Here is a 19,290-nt window from a genome sequence, read left to right on the forward strand (position 1 = left end):
AGAGGGGTGAGCGATGGCGTCGCACATTCTGGTGATCGATCAGGGGACGACCTCGACGCGCAGCATCGTGTTCGATGGACAGGCCCGGCGGGTCGCCATCGCACAGGCCGAATTCGCGCAGCATTACCCCGCGCTGGGCTGGGTCGAGCATGACCCGGAGGATATCTGGCGCGACGCGCTGGCCACCGCGCGCAAGGCGATCACAGAGAGCGGCGTCGCTCCGGCGCAGATCGCCGCGATCGGCATTACCAACCAGCGCGAGACGGCGGTCGTCTGGGACCGCGCCACCGGCGAGCCGATCCACCGCGCCATCGTCTGGCAGGATCGGCGCGGCACCGATCTGTGCCAGACGCTGAAGGCGGACGGTGCCGAGGAGCTGGTGCGCGAGCGGACCGGCCTGCTGATCGATCCCTATTTCTCGGCGACCAAGCTTGCCTGGCTGCTCGACCATGTCGACGGCGCGCGCGGACGGGCCGAACGCGGCGAACTGGCCTTCGGCACGATCGACAGCTTCTTGCTCTGGCGGCTGACGGGCGGGGCGGTGCACGCGACCGATATCACCAATGCCAGCCGCACGATGCTGTTCGACATCCATCGCGGGGTCTGGGACGAGGAATTGTGCCGGTTGCTGCGCGTGCCGATGGCGATGCTGCCGGAGGTGCATGACAATGCGCATGTCTTCGGCACCACCAAGCCCGATCTGCTCGGCGCGGCGATCCCGATCGCGGGGATGGCGGGGGACCAGCAGGCGGCTTTGTTCGGGCAGGCCTGTTTCCGTCACGGCATGGCCAAGTCGACCTATGGCACGGGCTGTTTCATGCTGCTCAACACCGGTGAGACGGCGGTCGCCTCGAAGCACCGGCTGCTGACCACGCCCGCGTACCGGCTGAACGGCAAAACGACCTATGCGCTGGAGGGATCGATCTTCGTGGCGGGCGCGGCGGTGAAGTGGCTGCGTGACGGCCTGGGCGTCATCACCCATGCCAGCCAGACCGACGACCTCGCGACGCAAGTGCCCGACAGTCACGGCGTCTATATGGTCCCGGCCTTTGTCGGCATGGGCGCGCCCTATTGGGAGCCGGATGCGCGCGGGGCGATATATGGCCTCACTTTGGGCGCGAGTGCGGCGCATCTGGCGCGCGCGGCGCTGGAATCGGTCGCCTATCAGACGATGGACCTGGCCGAGGCGATGAAGGCCGATGCGGGCGAAGGCCCCGCCATCCTGCGCGTCGATGGCGGCATGGCGGCGAATGACTGGCTGTGCCGCTTCCTCGCCAACATGATCCGGACGCCGGTCGAGCGGCCTGTGGACCTGGAGACGACGGCGCGCGGCGCGGCCTTTCATGCCGGGCTGGCGACCGGGGTGTGGTCGGGCCTCGATGCGCTGGAGACGCTCTGGTCGCGGGAGGAATGTTTCGAGCCCTCCATGGCCGAGGAGGCCCGTGCGCCACTGGTCGCCGGGTGGCGCGATGCGGTGGCGCGGACGCTGGCCAAGCCGGGCGCGTGACGATGGCGAAGCGGCCGCTGCTGGTCGGCAACTGGAAGATGCATGGCGATGGCGGCGACCTGGCCGTCATCGTCGCGATCGGGGAGGCGGCGCGGCGGCATCCGGCGGTCGATGTCGCGCTGTGCGTTCCTGCGACGCTGATCGACCGGGCGCGGCGCGTCTGCCCCGGCCTCGCCATCGGTGGGCAGGATTGCCATGCCGAGCCGAACGGCGCGCATACCGGCGACATTTCCGCCACGATGCTGTGCGAGGCGGGTGCGTCGCTGGTCCTGCTGGGCCATAGCGAGCGGCGGCACGATCATCATGAAGACGACGCGCTGATCGCCGCCAAGCTGCGGGCCGCCCGGGCGGCGGGCCTCGAGGTCGTGCTCTGCGTTGGCGAGACGGCGGAGGATCATGCCGCCGGTCGCTCGGCGCAGGTGGTTCGGGAGCAACTGACCCGTTCGCTCGCCGGGGTGGACGGGCAGGGGATCGCCATCGCCTATGAACCCGTCTGGGCGATCGGTGGCGACCGTACCCCCGATCCGGCGGCGGTCGCGGCGATGGCCGGGCTGATCCGCGATACGGTGTCGGGCGCGCGCATATTGTACGGCGGTTCGGTAACGCCCGACAACGGTGCGGCACTGTTCCAGAAGGGCGGGATCGACGGCTTTCTGGTCGGTCGACAAAGTTTGGATGCCGAGGCGTTCACGGCGATCCTGGAATTGATGGCCGTGGCAACCCGCTAAACTTCCTCTCCTGCACGGGGATGGGACCAGCGAAGCTGGTGGAGAGATGTCCCCCCTCTCGATAGCGCGACACCCCTCCGTCAGCGCTGCGCGCCGCCACCTCCCCTTGCAGGAGAGGAAAGTGGGTCGTCCGGCACCACCCATTCGAACGTCGTCACCGCCACCGGCAGCAGGCTCAACTCGCCCCCATGTCCCTGCGCGATCCGGCGGGCCAAGGTCAGGCCGATGCCCGAGCCCTCCGGCTTGGTGGTATGGAACGGGCGGAAGATCCGCACCCGCTCCGGCGCGGGGACGCCTTGGCCGCTGTCCGACACGCGCATCACCAGCCGGTCCGCCTGCCCGACGACGGCGAGTGTCACCGCCGGGGCGACCGTCCCGGCCAGGGCGGCTTCGGCCGCATTATGGAGCAGTGCCCATAGCCCTTGCGTCATCTGGTCGCGGTCGCACCAGCCGGTCGCGGCCTCGGGCATGTCGATCGACAGCGTCACCCGGTCGCCGAAGCGCTCGGCGAACAGGCGGGACAGATCGCCGACCAATTCCCCCATATCCACCATGGCCCGCACCGGATCGGGCAGCCTGGCCAGCATCCGATACGCTCGTGTGAAGCGCTCAAGCCCCTCGATCCGCCGGGTCAGCGTCGCCAATATGCCGGGCAGCCGCGCATCGCCCCGTTCCGCCGCCACCTGCGCGCTGTCGGCCAGCGAGACGATCGGCGACAGGCCGTTCAGCAGTTCGTGGCCGAGAATATCGATCATCTCGTTATCGGCATGAGCCTCGGCCGCGCGGCGTTCGGCCTCGATATCGACCAGCATCACCAGCGCACGGCCGGTGCCCGCCACCCGCTCGATCCGCCAGCTCCTGCCTTCATGGCGCAGCTGCGTCTGCCCGCTGTCGAGCAGGGCGGGCGGGGTCGGGATGACCCGGTCGTCGGTGGCGAACAGGCGGCGGCTGGCCCGGTTGATCGCCTGCGCTCGCCCGGCATCGACGCGGAGCAGCGGCAGCGGGATCTGGTCGAACAGAGCGTCCAGCGGCGGGCCGTCCGGGGCGGGGCGCGTCATCTCATGATCGCGACGCCCGCTCCCCGCCCGCGCCGCCGTCCAGCAGCCGGTTCCGATCAGCCAGGCGACGCACAGCCCCGCACCCAGGATCGACCCCAGCATTCCCTGCTGCCATGCCAGCAGCATCGCCGCACCAAGGACGGCCAGCGCCAGCCCGGACAACGCCGCCGCGACCGCGCGACGCCGCGACAGGTCAAAGCCCATGGCGCGCCATCCGCCGATACAGCGCCCCGCGACTAAGCCCCAGCGCCTGCGCCGCCTGGGTGACATTGTGGTGATGCTCGACCAGCGCCGCCTCGATCATCGTGCGTTCGCTTTCGTCCAGATCGAAACTGGCGCGGGACGATGTCGAGGCAGGGGCCGGAGCCGCATTGTGGGCGACCGGTGGGGCGAGCAGCGCGGCTTCGATCACGCCCTGTTCGCCCAGCAACAGCGCCCGCTCGATCGCGGCGGCAAGGCCGCGTGCCTCGTCGGGCCAGTGCGCCGTCGCCAGCAACGCCTCGGCGGCGGGGGTGAAGCGGGGCGCGGGCAGGCCGTGCCGCTCGGCCGCGATCCGCGCGAAATGGCGGGCGAGCAGCGGCACATCGTCCTGTCGTTCAACCAGCGAGGGTGCTGCGATCTCCACGGCCGCGATCCGCCGCGCGAGCGCGGGTGTGATCGCGCGGGGATCGTCGGCGATGGCGATATGACGATCCTCGGGTCGCAACCGGTCGAGCAGTCGGGCCTGTGTCACGTCGTCCAGCTTGTCGGGATGGCGGAGCAGCCAGCTCGTCTCCCCCTCGGCCCCGTCCAGCCGTGCCCAGGCCAGCGGATCGCGCACGTCGATCCGCTGCATAGGCCGCCCGGCCGCATGGGAGGCGGCATGGAGCGCCGCCGCGATCAGGCCGCGCCCCGCGCCCGATGGCCCGGTCACGACGACACCCGCCATGGTCGGGCCGACACGGCGGATCAGGTCGCGGACGCGGGCAATGGCGGGGCTGTCGCCCAGCAGGCGGGCGGGTTCGGCGGTGCCCTCGGTCACGACATGATCGCGGGGTGCGGCGCGGCGACGCGCAGCCAGTTCGATCTTGGCGATCAGCTCGGCATTGCGCCACGGCTTCATCACGAAGTCACGCGCACCCGCCTGCATCGCCGTCACGGCCAGCCGGATGCCGCTATGCGCGGTGATGACGATGATGCACGCACCCGGATCATCGGCGAGCAGCCGTTCGAGCATCGCCAGCCCCTCCGCCCCATCGGTCCGCCCGGCGGCATAGTTCAGGTCGAGCAGGATCGCGTCGTAGCGCCGGGCCGCCAGAAGCGAAAAGCCGTCCTCCGGCCCCTGCGCCACGTCCAGCCTATGTCCCGCCAGATCGATCGCGATGGCCAGCGATTCGGCGATACGCGGATTGTCGTCGATCAGGAGGATTGCCAGGGCGGTGGATGGCGGGCTTGACGCATCCCCGGACCGTCCATTTCCGGACGGTGCGTCCGGACACGAACGGTCGGATTCGGCCGGGGTGGATGAAAATGGCGTATTCATAGGGGTTTAGGTTTTTCGCCCGTTCGGGGTGACACTCCATCCATGATGACCGAACAGCCCGTACACGCAAGCGCTTCACCGGGGGCGGGAATGGACCGCGTAATCGCGCGCGAGGCCGTGCCCTGGTGGCGTCGCCGCCCGGTGGTGATTGCCATGTTACTGGCGATCGGCGCGGTGCTGGTCTGGCGGCTGCTGCCCGCCGCCGGATCGACCGATATCGCCGCCGCCAATATCGAAACGGGCGAGGTCACCCGCGCCGCGTTCGACGATTATCTGCCCGTCCGTGCCACCGTCACGCCGCGCATTACCACGCTGGTCGGCGTGCTGTCGGGCGGGCAGGTGGAAAAGCTGCTGGCCCAGGACGGGCAGATGGTCAGCGCGGGACAGCCGCTGGCCACGCTCGCCAATCCGCAGCTGAAACTCGACGTGCTGACCCGCGAGGCGCAGATCGCCAGCCAGCTGGGCGGCGTGGCGAGCGAGGGGCTGGGGATCGAGCGTAACAAGCTCGACCGGGCCGGACAGGTGGCGCAGGCCGAATATGACCTCATCAAGGCGCGCCGCGACCTGGGCATTCGCCGCCAGCTGCACGATCAGGGCTTTCTGTCGGACGCGGGCGTGAAGAGCTTCGAGGAGGAGGCCGCCTATCAGGAAAAGCGCCTCGCCCAGCTCAAGTCCGGCCGCGCCACCGAGGCGCGGATCACCGCCACCCAGTCCGCGCGGCTGAACGACACGCAAGTAAGGCTGTCGGGCAATCTGGCGGCGGTGCGCGCGGGGCTGGAGGCGCTGACCATCCGTGCGCCTGCCGGTGGGCGGCTGACCAACTTTACCATCCAGCCGGGCCAGACGCTGAAGCCCGGCGATCCGGCGGGGCAGGTCGATAGCGAAGGCTCGTGGAAGCTGGTCGCGCAGGTCGACGAATATTATCTCGGCCGCGTCGCGCCGGGCCAGACGGCGACCGGCTCGGACGGCGCCAGGCTGACCGTGTCCAAGGTGCTTCCGGCGGTGAAGGACGGGCGGTTCCAGGTGGAACTGACCTTCGACAAGGCGCCCGCCGGGCTCAATCGTGGGCAGACGATCGACATCCGCATCACGCTGGGCGCCGCGAGCCGCGCGGTGGTGGCGCCGGTCGGCGGCTGGCTGGAGGCGGGGGGCAGTTCGGCCTTCGTGCTCGATCCTGACGGCGCCCATGCCCGCCGCCGCGCCGTCCGTATCGGCCGCCGCAATCCCGAACAGGTGGAGATCCTCTCCGGCCTCAATCCCGGCGAGCGCATCGTCATCAGCAACACCGCGTCCGTGAAGGGCGACATCCTGAACATCCGATAAGGGGGAAGATCGATGATCCGACTGGAAGGCATTCAGCGCCGCTACGTCTCCGACGAGGTGGAGACGACCGCGCTGCACGATATCGACCTGCATGTCGCGGCGGGCGAGTTCCTGGCCATCATGGGGCCTTCGGGCTGCGGCAAGTCGACGCTGCTCAACACGCTGGGCACGGTCGATCGGCCGACGGGCGGGCGCTACATGTTCGGCGATCGCGACTTGGCGGCGATGGACGAGAAGCAGCTGGCCAGATTCCGCGCCGAGACTTTGGGCTTCGTCTTCCAGAGCTTCAACCTGATCGACGAGCTGACCATCGAGGAGAATGTCGCGCTCGGCCTCGCCTATCGCGGCGACGTGGGGGACCGCCGGGGGCGGGTGGCCGCCGCGATGGACAAGGTCGGCATCGCCCACCGCGCGCGCCACTTCCCGCATCAGCTGTCGGGCGGCCAGCAGCAGCGCGCCGCTATCGCCCGCGCCATCGTCGGCGATCCCAAGCTGATCCTGGCGGACGAGCCGACCGGCAATCTCGACACCGCCAATGGCGAGCAGGTGATGAACATCCTGACCGGGCTGAACGACGCGGGCGCGACCATCGTGATGGTGACGCACTCGCCCAGCCATGCCGACCTCGCCAAGCGCCGCATCGACATGCTCGACGGGCGCATCGTTGCCAGCGCCATGCGCGCGATCTGAAAGGACATTCCGATGAAGAAGATGATCCCCGCCATCGCCCTGTTCTCGCTCATTGCCGCCGCCGCGCCCGCACAGCAAAGCGTGCAGACGACGCGCGGCTACGACCTTCGCGGCTTCGACCGGATCGATGTCGGCGGGTGCGATATCGTGACCGTCTCGCTGGGATCCGGCTACGCCGTGTCGGCGCGGGGGCGGGCGGCCAATATCGATACGCTGCGCATCGACACCAGCGGCGGCGCACTGCGCATCCGCCGCAAGGACAATAGCTGCAACGGCCATGACCGCCGCGTCGCGATCGCCGTCACGCTGCCCGCGATCAAGGCGGTCAAGCTCAGCGGCGCGGTGGAGATAAACCTGCCCGCCCTCGAGACACCGGCGTTCGCGGCGGATACCAGCGGCGCCAGCGTGCTGCGCCTGTCGGCACTGCGCAGCGGCATGGCCAGTTTCGGCCTGTCGGGGGCGAGCGAGGTGACGGTACGGAGCCTGCGCACCGAACGTGCGAAGCTGGCCACGTCGGGGGCGAGCGTCCTTCGCGCGGATGGCGATGCGCAACAACTGACCATCGACAGCAGCGGCGCCAGCGAGGTGAATGCACGCGCCCTGTCCGCACCCCAGGTCACGATCGGTGCCAGCGGCACGGCCCATGTTCGCGCCGGGGCCGCCGAACAGGCGAATGTGAGCGCCAGCGGGATGGCGAATGTCAGCGTCGAGGGGAATCCCCGCTGCACCGTCGCCAAAAGCGGGCTCGCCCGCATCGCCTGCGGTCGATGACCGTCTTGTCCGGGGGCATGCAACCATGAACCGCTTCGCGCTTCTGTCGCTCTACCGCTCGCTTGTGCGCCACAAGCTCTACGCCGCGCTCAACATCGGCGGCTTGGCGGTGGGTATCGCCGTCTTCCTGGTGCTCGGCCTCTATGTCCGGTTCGAGACGGGGTATGAGAAATGGCTGCCGGGATATGATAAGATCTACGTCGCCCAGTCGGTCTGGAACATGCCCGAAAGCCCCTTCAACGGCGCCAGCAACTGGACGATGGGCGGCTTACTCGAACAACTGCGCGACGACTTTCCCGGCGTCCAAGGCACGCGAATTCGCGGCGCGGGTGGCAGTGTCATCAAGGGACAGGTCGCAACGGCCGAAAATATCGTCCAAGTCGATGTCAATTTCTTCGGCATCATCGGCCTGCCCTTGGTCAGCGGCAGCAGCGACGGCCTGAACACCCCGACCAACGCGTTTCTGAACGAAACGACCGCGCGTAAATATTTTGGATCGTCCAACCCCGTCGGCCAGACGATCAAGCTGGCGACCGACGATATCGGCACGTATCGGGTCGCGGGTGTCTTCAAGGATCTGCCCAAGAATACCGAGATCAATGAATTCGCGATCCTACTGCCGCTTCCCCGCACGCCGCCGGCTTCGAGCAAGAAATGGTGGTATCATTGGGGCAGCTCATCGCTGCAGACTTTCCTGAAGTTCGACACGCCCGAGGCGGTGCGGGCGTTTGTCGCCAAGATGCCGTCCTTCGTCGATCGCCGCGCGCTGACCGACATGGGCAAGGATGCGTCCAAGTCGCTGGGCATCACCGTCATGCCGATCACCAGGATGCATCTGGAACCGCAAGGCAAGGCAAGTGCCAGCCGCAAGCTGACCATGGTGACGCTGGGTCTGGTGGGTATCCTGACGCTGATCATCGCCATCGTGAACTATGTGAACCTCGCGACTGCGCGGTCGGGCCTGCGGGCGCGAGAAGTGGCGATGCGCAAGGTGCTTGGGGCCAGTCGATCGGCCTTGGTTTCGCAATTTCTGGGCGAAGCGATCCTGACCGTCGCGATCGCTGCGCTGGGGGGATTGATACTGGCCGAACTTGGCCTCCCGATGATCAACGCGGCGGGAGGACTCGACCTCACCATTCCCTATATCGTCGTCGTTCCCGCGTTGGCGGTGCTGACGGTGATGGTCGGCTTGCTCGCTGGCGCCTATCCTGCGGTTCTCATGTCGCGTTTCCCGGCTGCGAGCGTCCTGGCCTCGGCGCGGGCACCGGGTGGCGGCCGTGCGGGGGCCAGTGTCCGTGAGGCACTGGTCATCTTTCAGTTCGGTTTAGCAATCGCGTTCATGATCGGGACGCTGATTCTGGTCGCGCAAACCCGACATCTTCGTTCGACCGATCTGGGTTTTCGCCGTGATGGATTGCTGACCGTCACGTCGATCAGCGACTCCCTCGTCGATGCACCACGTCGTCGCGCCGTGATGGAGGCCATGCGACGGCTTCCGAACGTGTCGTCCGTCGCCATGGCCGATAGCGGCGTGGGCGGCGGCGGAGACAACAATGCCGACAATGTTCCCCTGCCCGGCGTGCCGGGGGAGGGCCCATCGCTTCGCCGGATCGAGGTGGGGCCTGACTTCTTCAAGGTTTATGCCACCCGGTTGTTGGCGGGACGCTTCTTCGACGACGCGCATCGTGGCGATGACTCTCAGACTGTTGAGAAGGGTCAGCCCAGGGCGATCATCATCAATCGTCGGGCGCTTCCGACCCTGCGCTTCCGCACCGCACAGGAAGCCGTGGGCAAGACGGTGGGTGGGGACCGACCGCGCACGATCATCGGCGTGATCGACGATATGCGTTTCTTCTCGCCGCGCGTACCCAATGACGCGACCTATTATGTGTATGACGCCAAGCCGGAGAATTCGATAGCTGGTGCGGTGGCTTCGATCCGCTTCCGGGGCGATCCCCGCGCAATGATGGCGGCGGTACGCAATTTGTGGCAGCAGATGGTGCCCAACGTCCCCTTCAACGGAAAGACCGCCAACACCAAGCTGGAGGAGTTTTACGAAGCAGACGACCGCGCGACCCGTCTCTTCGGCATCGGTGCGGGCCTGGCCGTCCTGATCGGCTGCGTCGGGCTCTGGGGCCTGGCCTCGTTCAATACGCAGCGGCGGGTGAAGGAGATCGGTATCCGTAAGACGCTGGGCGCGTCGGCCACCGATATCGTCAAGCTGCTGGTCGGGCAGTTCCTGCGCCCGGTCCTGATCGCCAATCTGGTCGCCTGGCCGCTGGCCTATGTCGCGATGCGGACGTGGCTGGCGGGGTTCGACGACCGCGTGTCGCTGTCGCCGCTCTATTTCGTGGCCGCCACGGCGCTGGCGCTGACCATCGCGGTGCTGACCGTGCTGGGTCAGTCGCTCAAGGCCAGCCGTGCCGCACCCGCCTGGGCATTGCGCCATGACTAGGCGGTGGTGGCTGATGGGGGTGGCTTTGGTCGCCGCCGATCCCGCCTCGGCCGAGACGCTGCGGGAGGCGATGGCGGCGGCGTGGGAAGACAATCCCGAACTTGCCGCCGCACGCGCCCGGCAGGATGCGCTGGCGGAAACCTCCAATCAGTCCCGCGCCGCCGGGCGGCTGACGGCGGGCGCGACGGGCAATGCGGGGTACGACCGGCTGGGCTATGACGGCACCGGCACGCGGACGGGGGCGACCTCGGCGCTGGGCGGTGTCAACGCGAGCCTGCCGATCTGGACCGGCGGGCGGGTGTCCTCGGCAGTACGGGCGGCGAAGGGCGATGTTGCGGCGGGGGGCGAAGCCTTACGCGATGTCGAGGCCGATGTGCTGGAGCGGGTGGTCGGCGCCTATGCCGATCTGCTCTATACCCAACAGGCGGTCGAGGTCGCGCGGGTCGGGATCGAGCGGCTCGACAGCCAGGTGGCCGAGGCCAAGTCCCGCTACGGCCTGGGGCAGGCGACGCGGACCGACGTCGCGCAACTGGAGGCGCAGCGGGCCAGCATCGTCTCCAATCTGGTGGATGCCGAGGGCGCGGCAGCAACGGCGGCGGCGGCGTACCGCGCGATCGTGGGGCGTGACGCAGGGATATTGGATGCGACGATCGCGACGCCCGCCGCCCTGCCGCGCACACTCACCGATGCACGCGCGGCGGCGGAGGCGGGCAACCCGCTGCTTCTCGCCCAGCAGCGCCGGGTGGATGCCGCCACCGCGCGGATCGATCAGGCGCGCGCGGATGGCGCCCCGGCGGTCGATCTGGCCGGGGGCTATGGGCGCGGCGTGCAATGGGCGGGAGGGCGGACGAACGGCTTCGACAGTGCCGCCAATGCCGGGCTGGCGCTGCGCATCCCGTTGCTGACCGGCGGCCTCGTTTCCTCTCGCGTGCGGCAGGCGGAGGCGGTGCGGCGGGCGGAGCGCTTCGATGCGGATTCCGTGGCGCGCGGCGTGGTGCGGGCGGCCGACTCGGCCTGGGCCTCGCTCACCGCCGCGCAAGGACGGCTGACCGCGAGTGCGGAGGGGCTGAAGGCGGCCGATCTGGCGCTGAAGGGCGTGCGGGCCGAATATGGCTTCGGCCTGCGCTCGACGATCGACATATTGGTGGCCGACCAGAGCTATCGCGCGGCGCAGCTGGCGGTGGCCCGGGCGCAGGTCGATGTCCTGACGGCCCAAGCGGCGCTGCTGCGCGCGACGGGGCGGATGGGGCGGGGGGCGTTTGATTGAGGGGGGATGAAGAGGGTTGGTCTCGGTGAGACACCTTACCCTCCCCCAGCCCCTCCCGCCTGCGGGAGGGGAGAAGTGGTTTGGCGAAGGTAGGATGAAAATTACTCCCCTCCCGCAAGCGAGTTTCAGGTCGGTCATGCCCCCGGCATGACCTAAACGATGCAGGGCATCGTTTACCTGAAACTGGGCTGGGGGAGGGCAGGGTGTCTCACCGAGCCTGACGCCCCCATCTAACCCGCCGCCCGGTCCCCTTCGGCCGGTCCCGATACCGCCATCGACAGGGTCCGCCGGAGCAGGGACGGCGAACACGGCTTGCCGCACACCGCCGCGCCCGGATAGCGCGATTGCAGCGCATGTTCGTCGGCATGGCCCGAATGGAAGATCAGCGGCACGCCCGCCTCGTGCAGCCGCTCGGCCGCCGGGAAGACCTCGCCGTCGCGCAGACGCACGTCCAGGATCGCGCAGGCCAGTTCGGGCTTGTCGCCGTCCAGATGTGCCAGCACGTCTTCAACGCTGACATAGGGGCCGTCCACCTGATAGCCGCCATCCTCGATGATGGACTGGAGATCCAGCGCGACGAAGAACTCGTCCTCGACCAGCAAAATGGTTTTAGTCATGCGAGAGCACCGTCTCCGGCAAGGTGAGGCTGAGGAGGAAACGTCCGTCGAGGCTTTTGCGCTCCAACTCGGCCCCCAATTGGCGTGAAGAAGTCTGGACGAGCAACGTGCCGAAGCCCTTGGCGCTGCTATCGTCGGGCACCTGGCCGCCGGTCTCGGACCAGTCGAGCCGCAACTTGCCGTCCGCCAGCGTCCAGCCGACCGACAATTCGCCTGAAGGCTGGGCCAGCGCGCCGTACTTGACGGAGTTGGTCGCCCATTCGTGCAGGATCAGCGCCAGCGGTGACAGGCAGCGGCGGTCGACCAGCAGCGGCGGTCCGTCGATGGTGATGGCGGACTGGCCGCGATAGGGGGCGATCGTCGCGTCGACCAGCGCGGCCAGCGGGATCGCCTGCTGCTCCCCCGCGGGCGAGGCGAGCGAATGGGCGCGGCCCAGGGTCGCGATCCGCTCGCGCACATCGTCGGCCATCTCGGTCACGTCGTCATGCGAGCGCGACGCCGCCGAGACGATGCCGGAGATGATCGCGAACAGGTTCTTCACTCGGTGGTTCATCTCGCGCAGCATCAGCTCGCGCGTTTCGGCGATGGCATATTCGGCGGTGACGTCGATCGACACGCCGACCATCCGGTGCGGCGCCGAGGCGGTGACGACCCGGCCGAACCCTTTGATCCAGCGTTCCTTGCCGTTCAGGTCGAGCCGGAACGTCATTTCGAAATCGCCGCGCCCGGCCATCGCCTCGGCCAGCGCCAGCTCGACGCCGGGCCGGTCCTCGGGAATGATCCGGTCGAAGACCTGATGCACCTGGTCCGCGCTGTCCTGAGGGTCGAAGCCGAACAGGTGGCGGCCGGTTTCGTCCAGGAAAATCTCGCCGGTGCCGCCGCGATATTCCCACACGCCGATGCCGCCTGCCTTGATGGCCAGGTCCAGCCGCTCGCGCTCGGCGGCCAGCTCGCGCTCCAGGCTCAGCGCGTCGGTGATGTCGGTCAGGACCAACGTCGCGCCGTCGATCCCGTCGCCCTGCGTACGATAGGGCAGAACGCGCAGCGACAGGGTGCGCCCGCCGTCGCGCGTCGTCACCCGCTGCTGCATCGACGCGCCGCCGCCTGCGACCTGCGCCGCGCCGTCGAGATAGTCGGTCGTCGCCAGCCGGGTCGAGACATCGGCCAGCAACCGCCCCCGGTCGCTGGGTTGCAACGGGAAGATGGCCCGCGCCGCCTCGGTATAGCTGCGGATCCGCAGGTTGCGGTCGAGCACGACCACCGCGAGATCGGTCGATTCAAAGAAATTGCGCAGGTCGGAATTGGCGACGGTCAGCTGGTCGACCTTGGTCTTCAGCTCGTCATTGACGGTCGACAGTTCCTCGTTGGTCGATTGAAGCTCCTCGTTCATCGACATCATTTCTTCGTTGGAGCTTTTCAGCTCCTCATTCGCCGTCTCCAGCTCCTCGACCGTCGAGCGCAGCCGGTGGCGGGTCAGGCGCAGTTCGTCCTCCAGCGCCTCGATATGGTCGTCGCCCGGTTCCAGATCGGCGAGGTCGCTCGCTTCGACCGGGCTGAACGGCGCGGAGTCGCGGAACAGGAACAGCAGCGATCCGTCGGTCAGGGGATCGCAGATCACCTCGACCTTCTGGACGCCGAACTCGGTCGTCACCGCCACGTCGCGCGCCGCGATCCGCTTGCGCGCGTCGCGGGCCTGGCGGAGCATCGGGCCGATCACTTCGCGCAATCCGGGGCGGGCGAGCGTGATCGCGCTGGATCCGCCCGCGCGGGTGACGGGGAAGTTGAAGTAACGGCTCAGCCGACCGAACGCGGCGAGGATGCCGCCGTCCTGGTCCACCACCATGCTGGGCGGGGAATAGCGGTCGACGATGCGGCGCATCGCCGTGCTCTCGTCGCCGCTGGGCGTACCCCCGTCGCGCTCGCCCCGCTCGCCGCGCCGACGCGGGCTGCGGCTCATGCCGCCGGGCAAGTCGATGGGGTAGGAGGGGGAGCCGGGCGACCGCTCGAACAGCCGGGCATGGCCGTCGATCGCGGGGAACAGATGATCGAACCGCCCGACGCTTTCGGACGGACCCAGGAAGAGACAGCCGCCGGGCCGCAGCGCATAATGGAGCAGTGGCAGTACCGATTGCTGCAACCGGTCGTCGAAATAGATCAGCAGGTTGCGGCACGACACCAGGTCGATCCGCGAAAAGGGCGGGTCCTTGACGAGGCTATGGTTGGAAAAGCGGATCATGTCGCGGATCGGCGCGGCGATACTGAATCGCTCGGCATGCGGCATGGTATAGCGTTCGCGCAGAGCGGCCGGGATGTCGGCCATGGCGGAGGCGGGATAGCTGCCCTCGCGCGCGATCTGGAGCATCTGTTCGTCGATGTCGGTCGCGAAGATCTGCACCGCCAGCGGCTGTCCGGTTTCGCGCGCCGCCTCGGCGAACAGCATCGCGATGCTGTACGCTTCCTCGCCGCTGGAGCAGCCGGGAATCCAGACGCGGATATCCTCGTCCGGATCGCGCCCGCGCGTCAGCGGCTCGACCGCCTTGGTGCGCAGCGTCTCGAACAGTTCGGCGTCTCGAAAGAAACGGGTGACGTTGATCAGCAGGTCGCGGAACAGCGCCTCGCACTCGTCCGCATCGCTCTTGACCCGCGCCAGATAGGCCGAGCCGGTGCCGATGCCGAGCACGTGCATCCGCCGCTCGACCCGGCGGACCAGCGTCGTGCGCTTATAACCCGAGAAATCATGGCCGACCGCGTTGCGCAGCACCCGGCACAGATCGTCGATATGGTCGGCGACGACCTCGGCTTCCTGCTCCTTCGGATCGCCGGAGCGGCGCGCGAAGAAGGCATGGAGGCAGTCGAGGATCTCGCCGGGATGCTTGACGAAATCGACCAGCCCGGTGCCGACCGCCGACAGGGGCATCCCGTCATAGCGTGCGCTTTCGGGCTTCTGGACGACGCTGACCCCGCCATTTTCCTTGATCGCGCGCAGCCCCGTGGTGCCGTCCGCGCCGGTGCCCGACAGGATGACGCAGGCGGCATTGGCCTGCTGATCGCTGGCCAGCGACAGGAAGAAGTCGTCGATCGGACGACGCAGCCCGCGCGGTTGGACGAAGTCGGTCAGCTCCAGCACGCCGCCGCGAATGGCCAGGCCCCGGCCGGGCGGAATGATATAGACGCGGTCGGCCTCGATCCGCTCCAGCCCCTCGCACTGGCGCACTTCCAGATTGGTATGCCGGTCGAGCAACTGGGCCAGCATGGATTCGTGATTGGGGTCGAGATGCTGGACGACGACGAACGCCATGCCGGTCGGCGCGCGCGCTGGGGTCAGCATCTCGCGCAGGGCCTCCAGCCCGCCCGCCGACGCGCCGATACCGACCACGGGCACCGGGGCGATCCCGTCCTTCGGGGCGCTATCCGGATGGGGGGCGATCTGCGGAGCCTCTGCGTCCGCGCTCACGGAAAGGCGGCCCGGTCGAGGTCCGACAGGGTGAGCTTGGCCTGGGCGATGGTGGCGGCGGTGTTGGCGATCGCGGTCAGCGACCCCTCCAGCACGATGCCGCTTTCCGCCAGGATCGGGGTCAGCTTGCCCAGGGTGCGACCCAGTTCCGCGTCATAGGCGGCCAGTCGTTCGGGCTGGGAGCGGCTGACGTCGAACTGCGACGCGAAGATATAGGGCATCTTGCCGCCCAGCTGACGCAGCTTGGACATGTAGAGCAGGTTGACGAAGGGCGAGCCGTCCTTGCGGAAATTGATCAGCATGGTGCGAACGTTCACCTGACGATCATTGGCCAGGAACTCGCGGATACGCTCGCGCGCCTCTTCGTTATCGGCATCACGCTGGAGCATCCGGCAATTCTGCCCGACCACATCCTCGCTGGTATAGCCGGTCAGTTCGCGAAAGCCGTGATTGATGAAGATTAGCGGATTGTCGCCGCGCGCATCCGCCAGGGCCAATGCGATGGGGGACTGGTCCAGATACGCGGCCAGATGACTCGGAATTTCAGTATTGTGCACGAAATCTGGCTCCATGACGCGCATTCGCATGGCGTCCTCCCCTCCGCAAGTGCCGTGACGTCCGGCGCCCCCCGAAAACTTCACATGGATAAACTCATTATGGCGCCGTGACGTTCCCGCCTCGCCTCGGAATCATTGCGAGGGCGGAACAGGTGAAAGGGTCGTCGGGACAGGACGCGGCCCCAGCCAGGACTGGCGGAAGCGCGTCTGTTCGGGCGTCAGCGGCTGGCCGATCTTTTCGTTCGGGACCACCTCGATCGTCGGATCGGCGGCCAGCGTCAGGGCGGCGCTGCGTTCGCCGCCGCGCTGGCGATAGACGATGGGCAGGCGGTCGCCGGGCGCATGACGTGCCAGCATCGCGGTCCAGGCCTGCTGGTCGGCGAGCGGGCGGCCATCGACGCTGACGATCCGGTCGCCTTTGTCGAGCCCCGCCTCATAGAGCGGCGTGCCCGGCACGGTCGGCGCGGTCAGCGCCATACCGCCGTCGAGCGGACCCGGCATGCCGCCCGCCCAGGCCGCATTGGGGTTCGCCTTGCGCAGGGTCAGCCCGGCCTGAGCGAGCAGCGGCGCGAAATCGGGCAGGCCGCTGGCGGTGATGCTGCGCGCGAAGAAGCGGTCGGCAAAAGCCTGGTCGCCCGTCACCTGCCCCAGCGCGATGCGCAGATCGTCGGGACGATAGCTGCGCTCGGGCTTGCCGAAGCTGCGCCAGAGCTGGCGCATGTAATCGTCGAGCGTCAGCTGCGGGAAACGCTGCCGCAACTCCATGTCCAGCGCCAGCGCGATGACCGCGCCATAGGGATAATAGGAGAAGAAGATGTTCGGGTTGGTCGGGTCGATCGACTGCGCCGCATCCACGAAGGGCGCGCGCAGGCTCATTTCCTGCGGTCCGCCATAGCGCCGCGCCGGGGAATTGATGAGCGCGTTCAGCGTGCCCGACAGCTGGGCGACATAATCCTCGACCGGCATCTCGCCCGCGCGGACCACCGCGAGCGGTCCGTAATATTGGGTGAAGCCCTCGGCCAGCCAGAGCGAGGGCGTGGCATTGGCGCGGGTGAAGTCGAACGGCTCCAGCTCGGCGGGGCGGATCCGCTCGACATTCCAGCTGTGGAAGAATTCGTGGCTGAGTGTCTGGATCTGCGAGAATTTGCCCGCCGCCAGCGAGCGCGCCTGGCTGATCACCGTCGAGTTGCGATGCTCCATGCCGTCGCCGCTGATCTGCGGCATGTAATCGGCCAGGAAAGTATAGGTGCCGTAATCATAGGCGGGCGTCTCGCCGAAGATCGCGATCTGCTGCGCGGTGACCTTCTGCGCCATCGCGGCGAAGCGGTCGAGATCGGCGGCGCTGCCGTCATGATGGACGGTCAGGCGGATCGTGTAGGTCTTCGCCCCGTTCGCGACGGTCCAGTACCGCTCGTCCCAGGCGGACAGCTCGACGGGGCTGTCCATGAAATATTGCAGGTCGCGCGCGGTGAAGACGGTCGGGTCGTTCGTCGGGGTCAGCTGGGTGGCGATCTTCCACCCGGCTTGCGGGTGGAAGCGGACGCGGATCGGCCGTGCGTCCTGTCCCACCGCCCACAGGAAGGTCGCGGGGATGTTCAGCCGGGCATGGGTCGGGTCGATCTGCGCATAGGTGCCGTCGCCCCGGTCGCCGAACAGCGTGTAGCGCACCGTCACCGTGCCGTCATGGCCAGCGACCGTCCAGCCGTAGGGATCGGTCCGCTCGACGGTCAGCGGCTTGCCCGCGCTATCGACGGCGGACACCGAATAGACGTTCTTGGCGAACTCGTGCAGCGCATAGCGGCCGGGCGAGGAGCGGGCCATCTGGAAGCGGACGGGTTTGGAGGGCAGCCCGCGATAGGTGACGCTGACCTGTGCCTCATGATGCTGGGCGCGGGGAAAGGCGATGTCATATTCGACCGGCGTTTGGGCGGCCTGACGCTTGGGGGCGGTCTGCGCCGCGACCGGCTGCATCGCCGTGGTGGTCAGCGCTACCGCCGCCGTCATCGCCAGAAACCGCATTCCATTCCCCTTCGCGCCAACAAGGTCGCGACTTAGGCATGGCGCCGGGGCCGGGTCTACCGCTTTTGCGAGGGACAAGGTGATCCGCCGTGAGACGCCCGAATCACCGCACGGCACAGGTGCGGCCCGCCCCGCGGGGCTGGTCAAATCATCCGAATGTCAGGAAAATCTGGAGGCGCGACCGGGAATCGAACCCGGGTGCAAGGATTTGCAGTCCTCTGCGTCACCACTCCGCCATCGCGCCTCGATGCGTGGGAGGCGGGCATGTGTGCGGTTTTTCGCGCGGCGTCAACAGGGGAGTGGGGTCGCATCGAAAAAGTCGTCGGATTTTCGTGAGCGGAGATGCGGACACTATCGAACGGCTGCTTCGGCCACCGCGATTGTCGCAGCCGGTGGAGTCGACGCCGATAAGCCCCGAGTTGCGCTTCACAGATTCTCCACGTCGGTGGTCGGTTTAGGCTATCGATACAACTCGGACCTTCTCGATAGGCTCCCGCGATATTTTATCCGAAAGGCGTGCTAATCGGCGTACATTTCCAAACCGGGGACCTGCGCCGCTCAACCGCTTGGCGGAAATCACCCTACGCGATAGAAGCGGCGGGAACCAATTTAGTGTATTGCGCAACTAAAACGGCTGTGCGACAGGGATGGCAATTATGACGATCAGCAACGATTCCTCGAATTTCGACGCGATGCGCCATGCGATGGTGGCGAGCCAGCTGCGGACCACGGCGGTCAGCGACCAGCGGGTCGTCGCCGCCATGGCGCGTGTCCCGCGTGAGGCGTTCGTGCCCGAGGCGCTGCGCCCGGTGGCGTATCGCGACGGGACGCTCGACCTGGGGCAGGGGCGCGCGGTCAACCTGCCGATGGCGACCGGCCGTCTACTGACCGAGGCGTATCTGGAGGCGGGCGACCGCGTCCTGCTGATCGGCGCCGCGACCGGCTATACCGCCGCGTTGCTCGCCGGGATCGTGACCCAGGTGATCGCGGTCGAGGAAAATGCCGATCTGGTCGCGGCCGCGCGCACCGCGCTGGCGGGCGAGACCAAGGTCGAGGTCGTGCAGGGTGCGCTCAACGCGGGGCACGCCGCCGCTGCGCCCTATGACGTGCTGATCGTCGACGGCGCGGTCGAGGAACTGCCGACCGCGCTGGTCGAGCAGGTCAAGGTCGGTGGCCGGATCGTCACCGGTCTGGTCGAGAACGGCGTCACGCGTCTGGCCAGCGGTCGCCGGACCGAGGGCGGCCACGGCGTGCGCGCCTTCGCCGATGCCGAATGCACCATCCTGCCGGGCTTTGCCCGTCCTCGCGCCTTTCAATTCTGA

14 protein-coding genes and 1 tRNA gene are annotated in these 19,290 nt (G+C 67.9%); 8 read left to right on the plus strand and 7 right to left on the minus strand.

Annotated elements, in window-relative coordinates; translation table 11 throughout:
- Window positions 1–13 precede the first annotated feature (13 nt).
- Window positions 14–1,507 (plus strand): glycerol kinase GlpK, encoded by a 1,494-nt coding sequence (gene glpK / locus ACQR50_RS05570; RefSeq protein ID WP_428970125.1) that lies wholly within the window; start codon window positions 14–16, stop codon window positions 1,505–1,507.
- A 2-nt stretch (window positions 1,508–1,509) separates the two neighbouring features.
- Window positions 1,510–2,235 carry a triose-phosphate isomerase gene (gene tpiA, locus ACQR50_RS05575; RefSeq protein WP_428970647.1) on the plus strand — a complete coding sequence of 242 codons (726 nt, stop codon included), beginning with the start codon at window positions 1,510–1,512 and terminating at the stop codon, window positions 2,233–2,235.
- An 80-nt stretch (window positions 2,236–2,315) separates the two neighbouring features.
- Here tpiA and ACQR50_RS05580 read toward each other — a convergent pair whose 3' ends face one another.
- Together ACQR50_RS05580 and ACQR50_RS05585 are read right to left on the minus strand one after the other, a co-directional pair.
- A complete protein-coding gene (locus ACQR50_RS05580) occupies window positions 2,316–3,497 on the minus strand; it encodes a sensor histidine kinase (RefSeq protein ID WP_428970126.1) in 1,182 nt (393 codons plus the stop codon).
- Window positions 3,487–4,815: a sigma-54-dependent transcriptional regulator gene (locus ACQR50_RS05585; protein ID WP_428970127.1), complete on the minus strand. Its 1,329-nt coding sequence runs from the start codon at window positions 4,813–4,815 to the stop codon at window positions 3,487–3,489. Before ACQR50_RS05585 ends, ACQR50_RS05580 begins: the two co-directional genes overlap by 11 nt.
- Before the next feature lie 90 nt (window positions 4,816–4,905).
- Here ACQR50_RS05585 and ACQR50_RS05590 point away from each other — a divergent pair, with 90 nt between their 5' ends.
- From ACQR50_RS05590 to ACQR50_RS05610, 5 genes are read left to right on the plus strand one after another with little or no spacing between them, the layout of a single operon-like run.
- On the plus strand, window positions 4,906–6,138 hold the full coding sequence (locus ACQR50_RS05590) for an efflux RND transporter periplasmic adaptor subunit (RefSeq protein ID WP_428970128.1): 1,233 nt from the start codon (window positions 4,906–4,908) through the stop codon (window positions 6,136–6,138).
- Between the two features lie 12 nt (window positions 6,139–6,150).
- A complete protein-coding gene (locus ACQR50_RS05595) occupies window positions 6,151–6,828 on the plus strand; it encodes an ABC transporter ATP-binding protein (protein WP_056439707.1) in 678 nt (225 codons plus the stop codon).
- A 12-nt stretch (window positions 6,829–6,840) separates the two neighbouring features.
- A complete protein-coding gene (locus tag ACQR50_RS05600; protein WP_428970129.1) occupies window positions 6,841–7,599 on the plus strand; it encodes a GIN domain-containing protein in 759 nt (252 codons plus the stop codon).
- Between the two features lie 25 nt (window positions 7,600–7,624).
- Window positions 7,625–10,054 carry an ABC transporter permease gene (locus ACQR50_RS05605; RefSeq protein WP_428970130.1) on the plus strand — a complete coding sequence of 810 codons (2,430 nt, stop codon included), beginning with the start codon at window positions 7,625–7,627 and terminating at the stop codon, window positions 10,052–10,054.
- Window positions 10,055–10,067: 13 nt separating this feature from the next.
- Window positions 10,068–11,321 carry a TolC family outer membrane protein gene (locus tag ACQR50_RS05610; RefSeq protein WP_428970131.1) on the plus strand — a complete coding sequence of 418 codons (1,254 nt, stop codon included), beginning with the start codon at window positions 10,068–10,070 and terminating at the stop codon, window positions 11,319–11,321.
- Window positions 11,322–11,551: 230 nt separating this feature from the next.
- Here ACQR50_RS05610 and ACQR50_RS05615 read toward each other — a convergent pair whose 3' ends face one another.
- From ACQR50_RS05615 to ACQR50_RS05635, 5 genes are all read right to left on the minus strand, one after another.
- The gene (locus tag ACQR50_RS05615) at window positions 11,552–11,938 is read right to left on the minus strand and encodes a response regulator (protein ID WP_056439694.1); all 387 of its coding nucleotides are present in this window, start codon (window positions 11,936–11,938) and stop codon (window positions 11,552–11,554) included.
- Complete coding sequence (locus ACQR50_RS05620; RefSeq protein WP_428970132.1) at window positions 11,931–15,392, minus strand: CheR family methyltransferase; 3,462 nt, start codon at window positions 15,390–15,392, stop codon at window positions 11,931–11,933. The genes ACQR50_RS05615 and ACQR50_RS05620 overlap by 8 nt, the downstream gene beginning before the upstream one ends.
- A complete protein-coding gene (locus ACQR50_RS05625) occupies window positions 15,389–15,949 on the minus strand; it encodes a PAS domain-containing protein (protein ID WP_428970133.1) in 561 nt (186 codons plus the stop codon). The genes ACQR50_RS05620 and ACQR50_RS05625 overlap by 4 nt, the downstream gene beginning before the upstream one ends.
- Window positions 15,950–16,081: 132 nt before the next feature.
- The gene (locus ACQR50_RS05630) at window positions 16,082–17,968 is read right to left on the minus strand and encodes a M61 family metallopeptidase (protein ID WP_428970134.1); all 1,887 of its coding nucleotides are present in this window, start codon (window positions 17,966–17,968) and stop codon (window positions 16,082–16,084) included.
- A gap of 170 nt (window positions 17,969–18,138) precedes the next feature.
- Window positions 18,139–18,212, minus strand: a tRNA-Cys gene (locus ACQR50_RS05635).
- A gap of 412 nt (window positions 18,213–18,624) precedes the next feature.
- On the opposite strand from ACQR50_RS05635, the gene ACQR50_RS05640 reads away from it, so the two are divergent.
- Entirely contained in the window at window positions 18,625–19,290 is a 666-nt protein-coding gene (locus ACQR50_RS05640) for a protein-L-isoaspartate O-methyltransferase family protein (RefSeq protein WP_428970135.1), read from the plus strand.

Origin of the sequence: Sphingomonas sp. Xoc002, from assembly GCF_050408055.1 — a bacterium.
In the GTDB taxonomy this organism is placed as follows: domain Bacteria; phylum Pseudomonadota; class Alphaproteobacteria; order Sphingomonadales; family Sphingomonadaceae; genus Sphingomonas; species Sphingomonas yabuuchiae.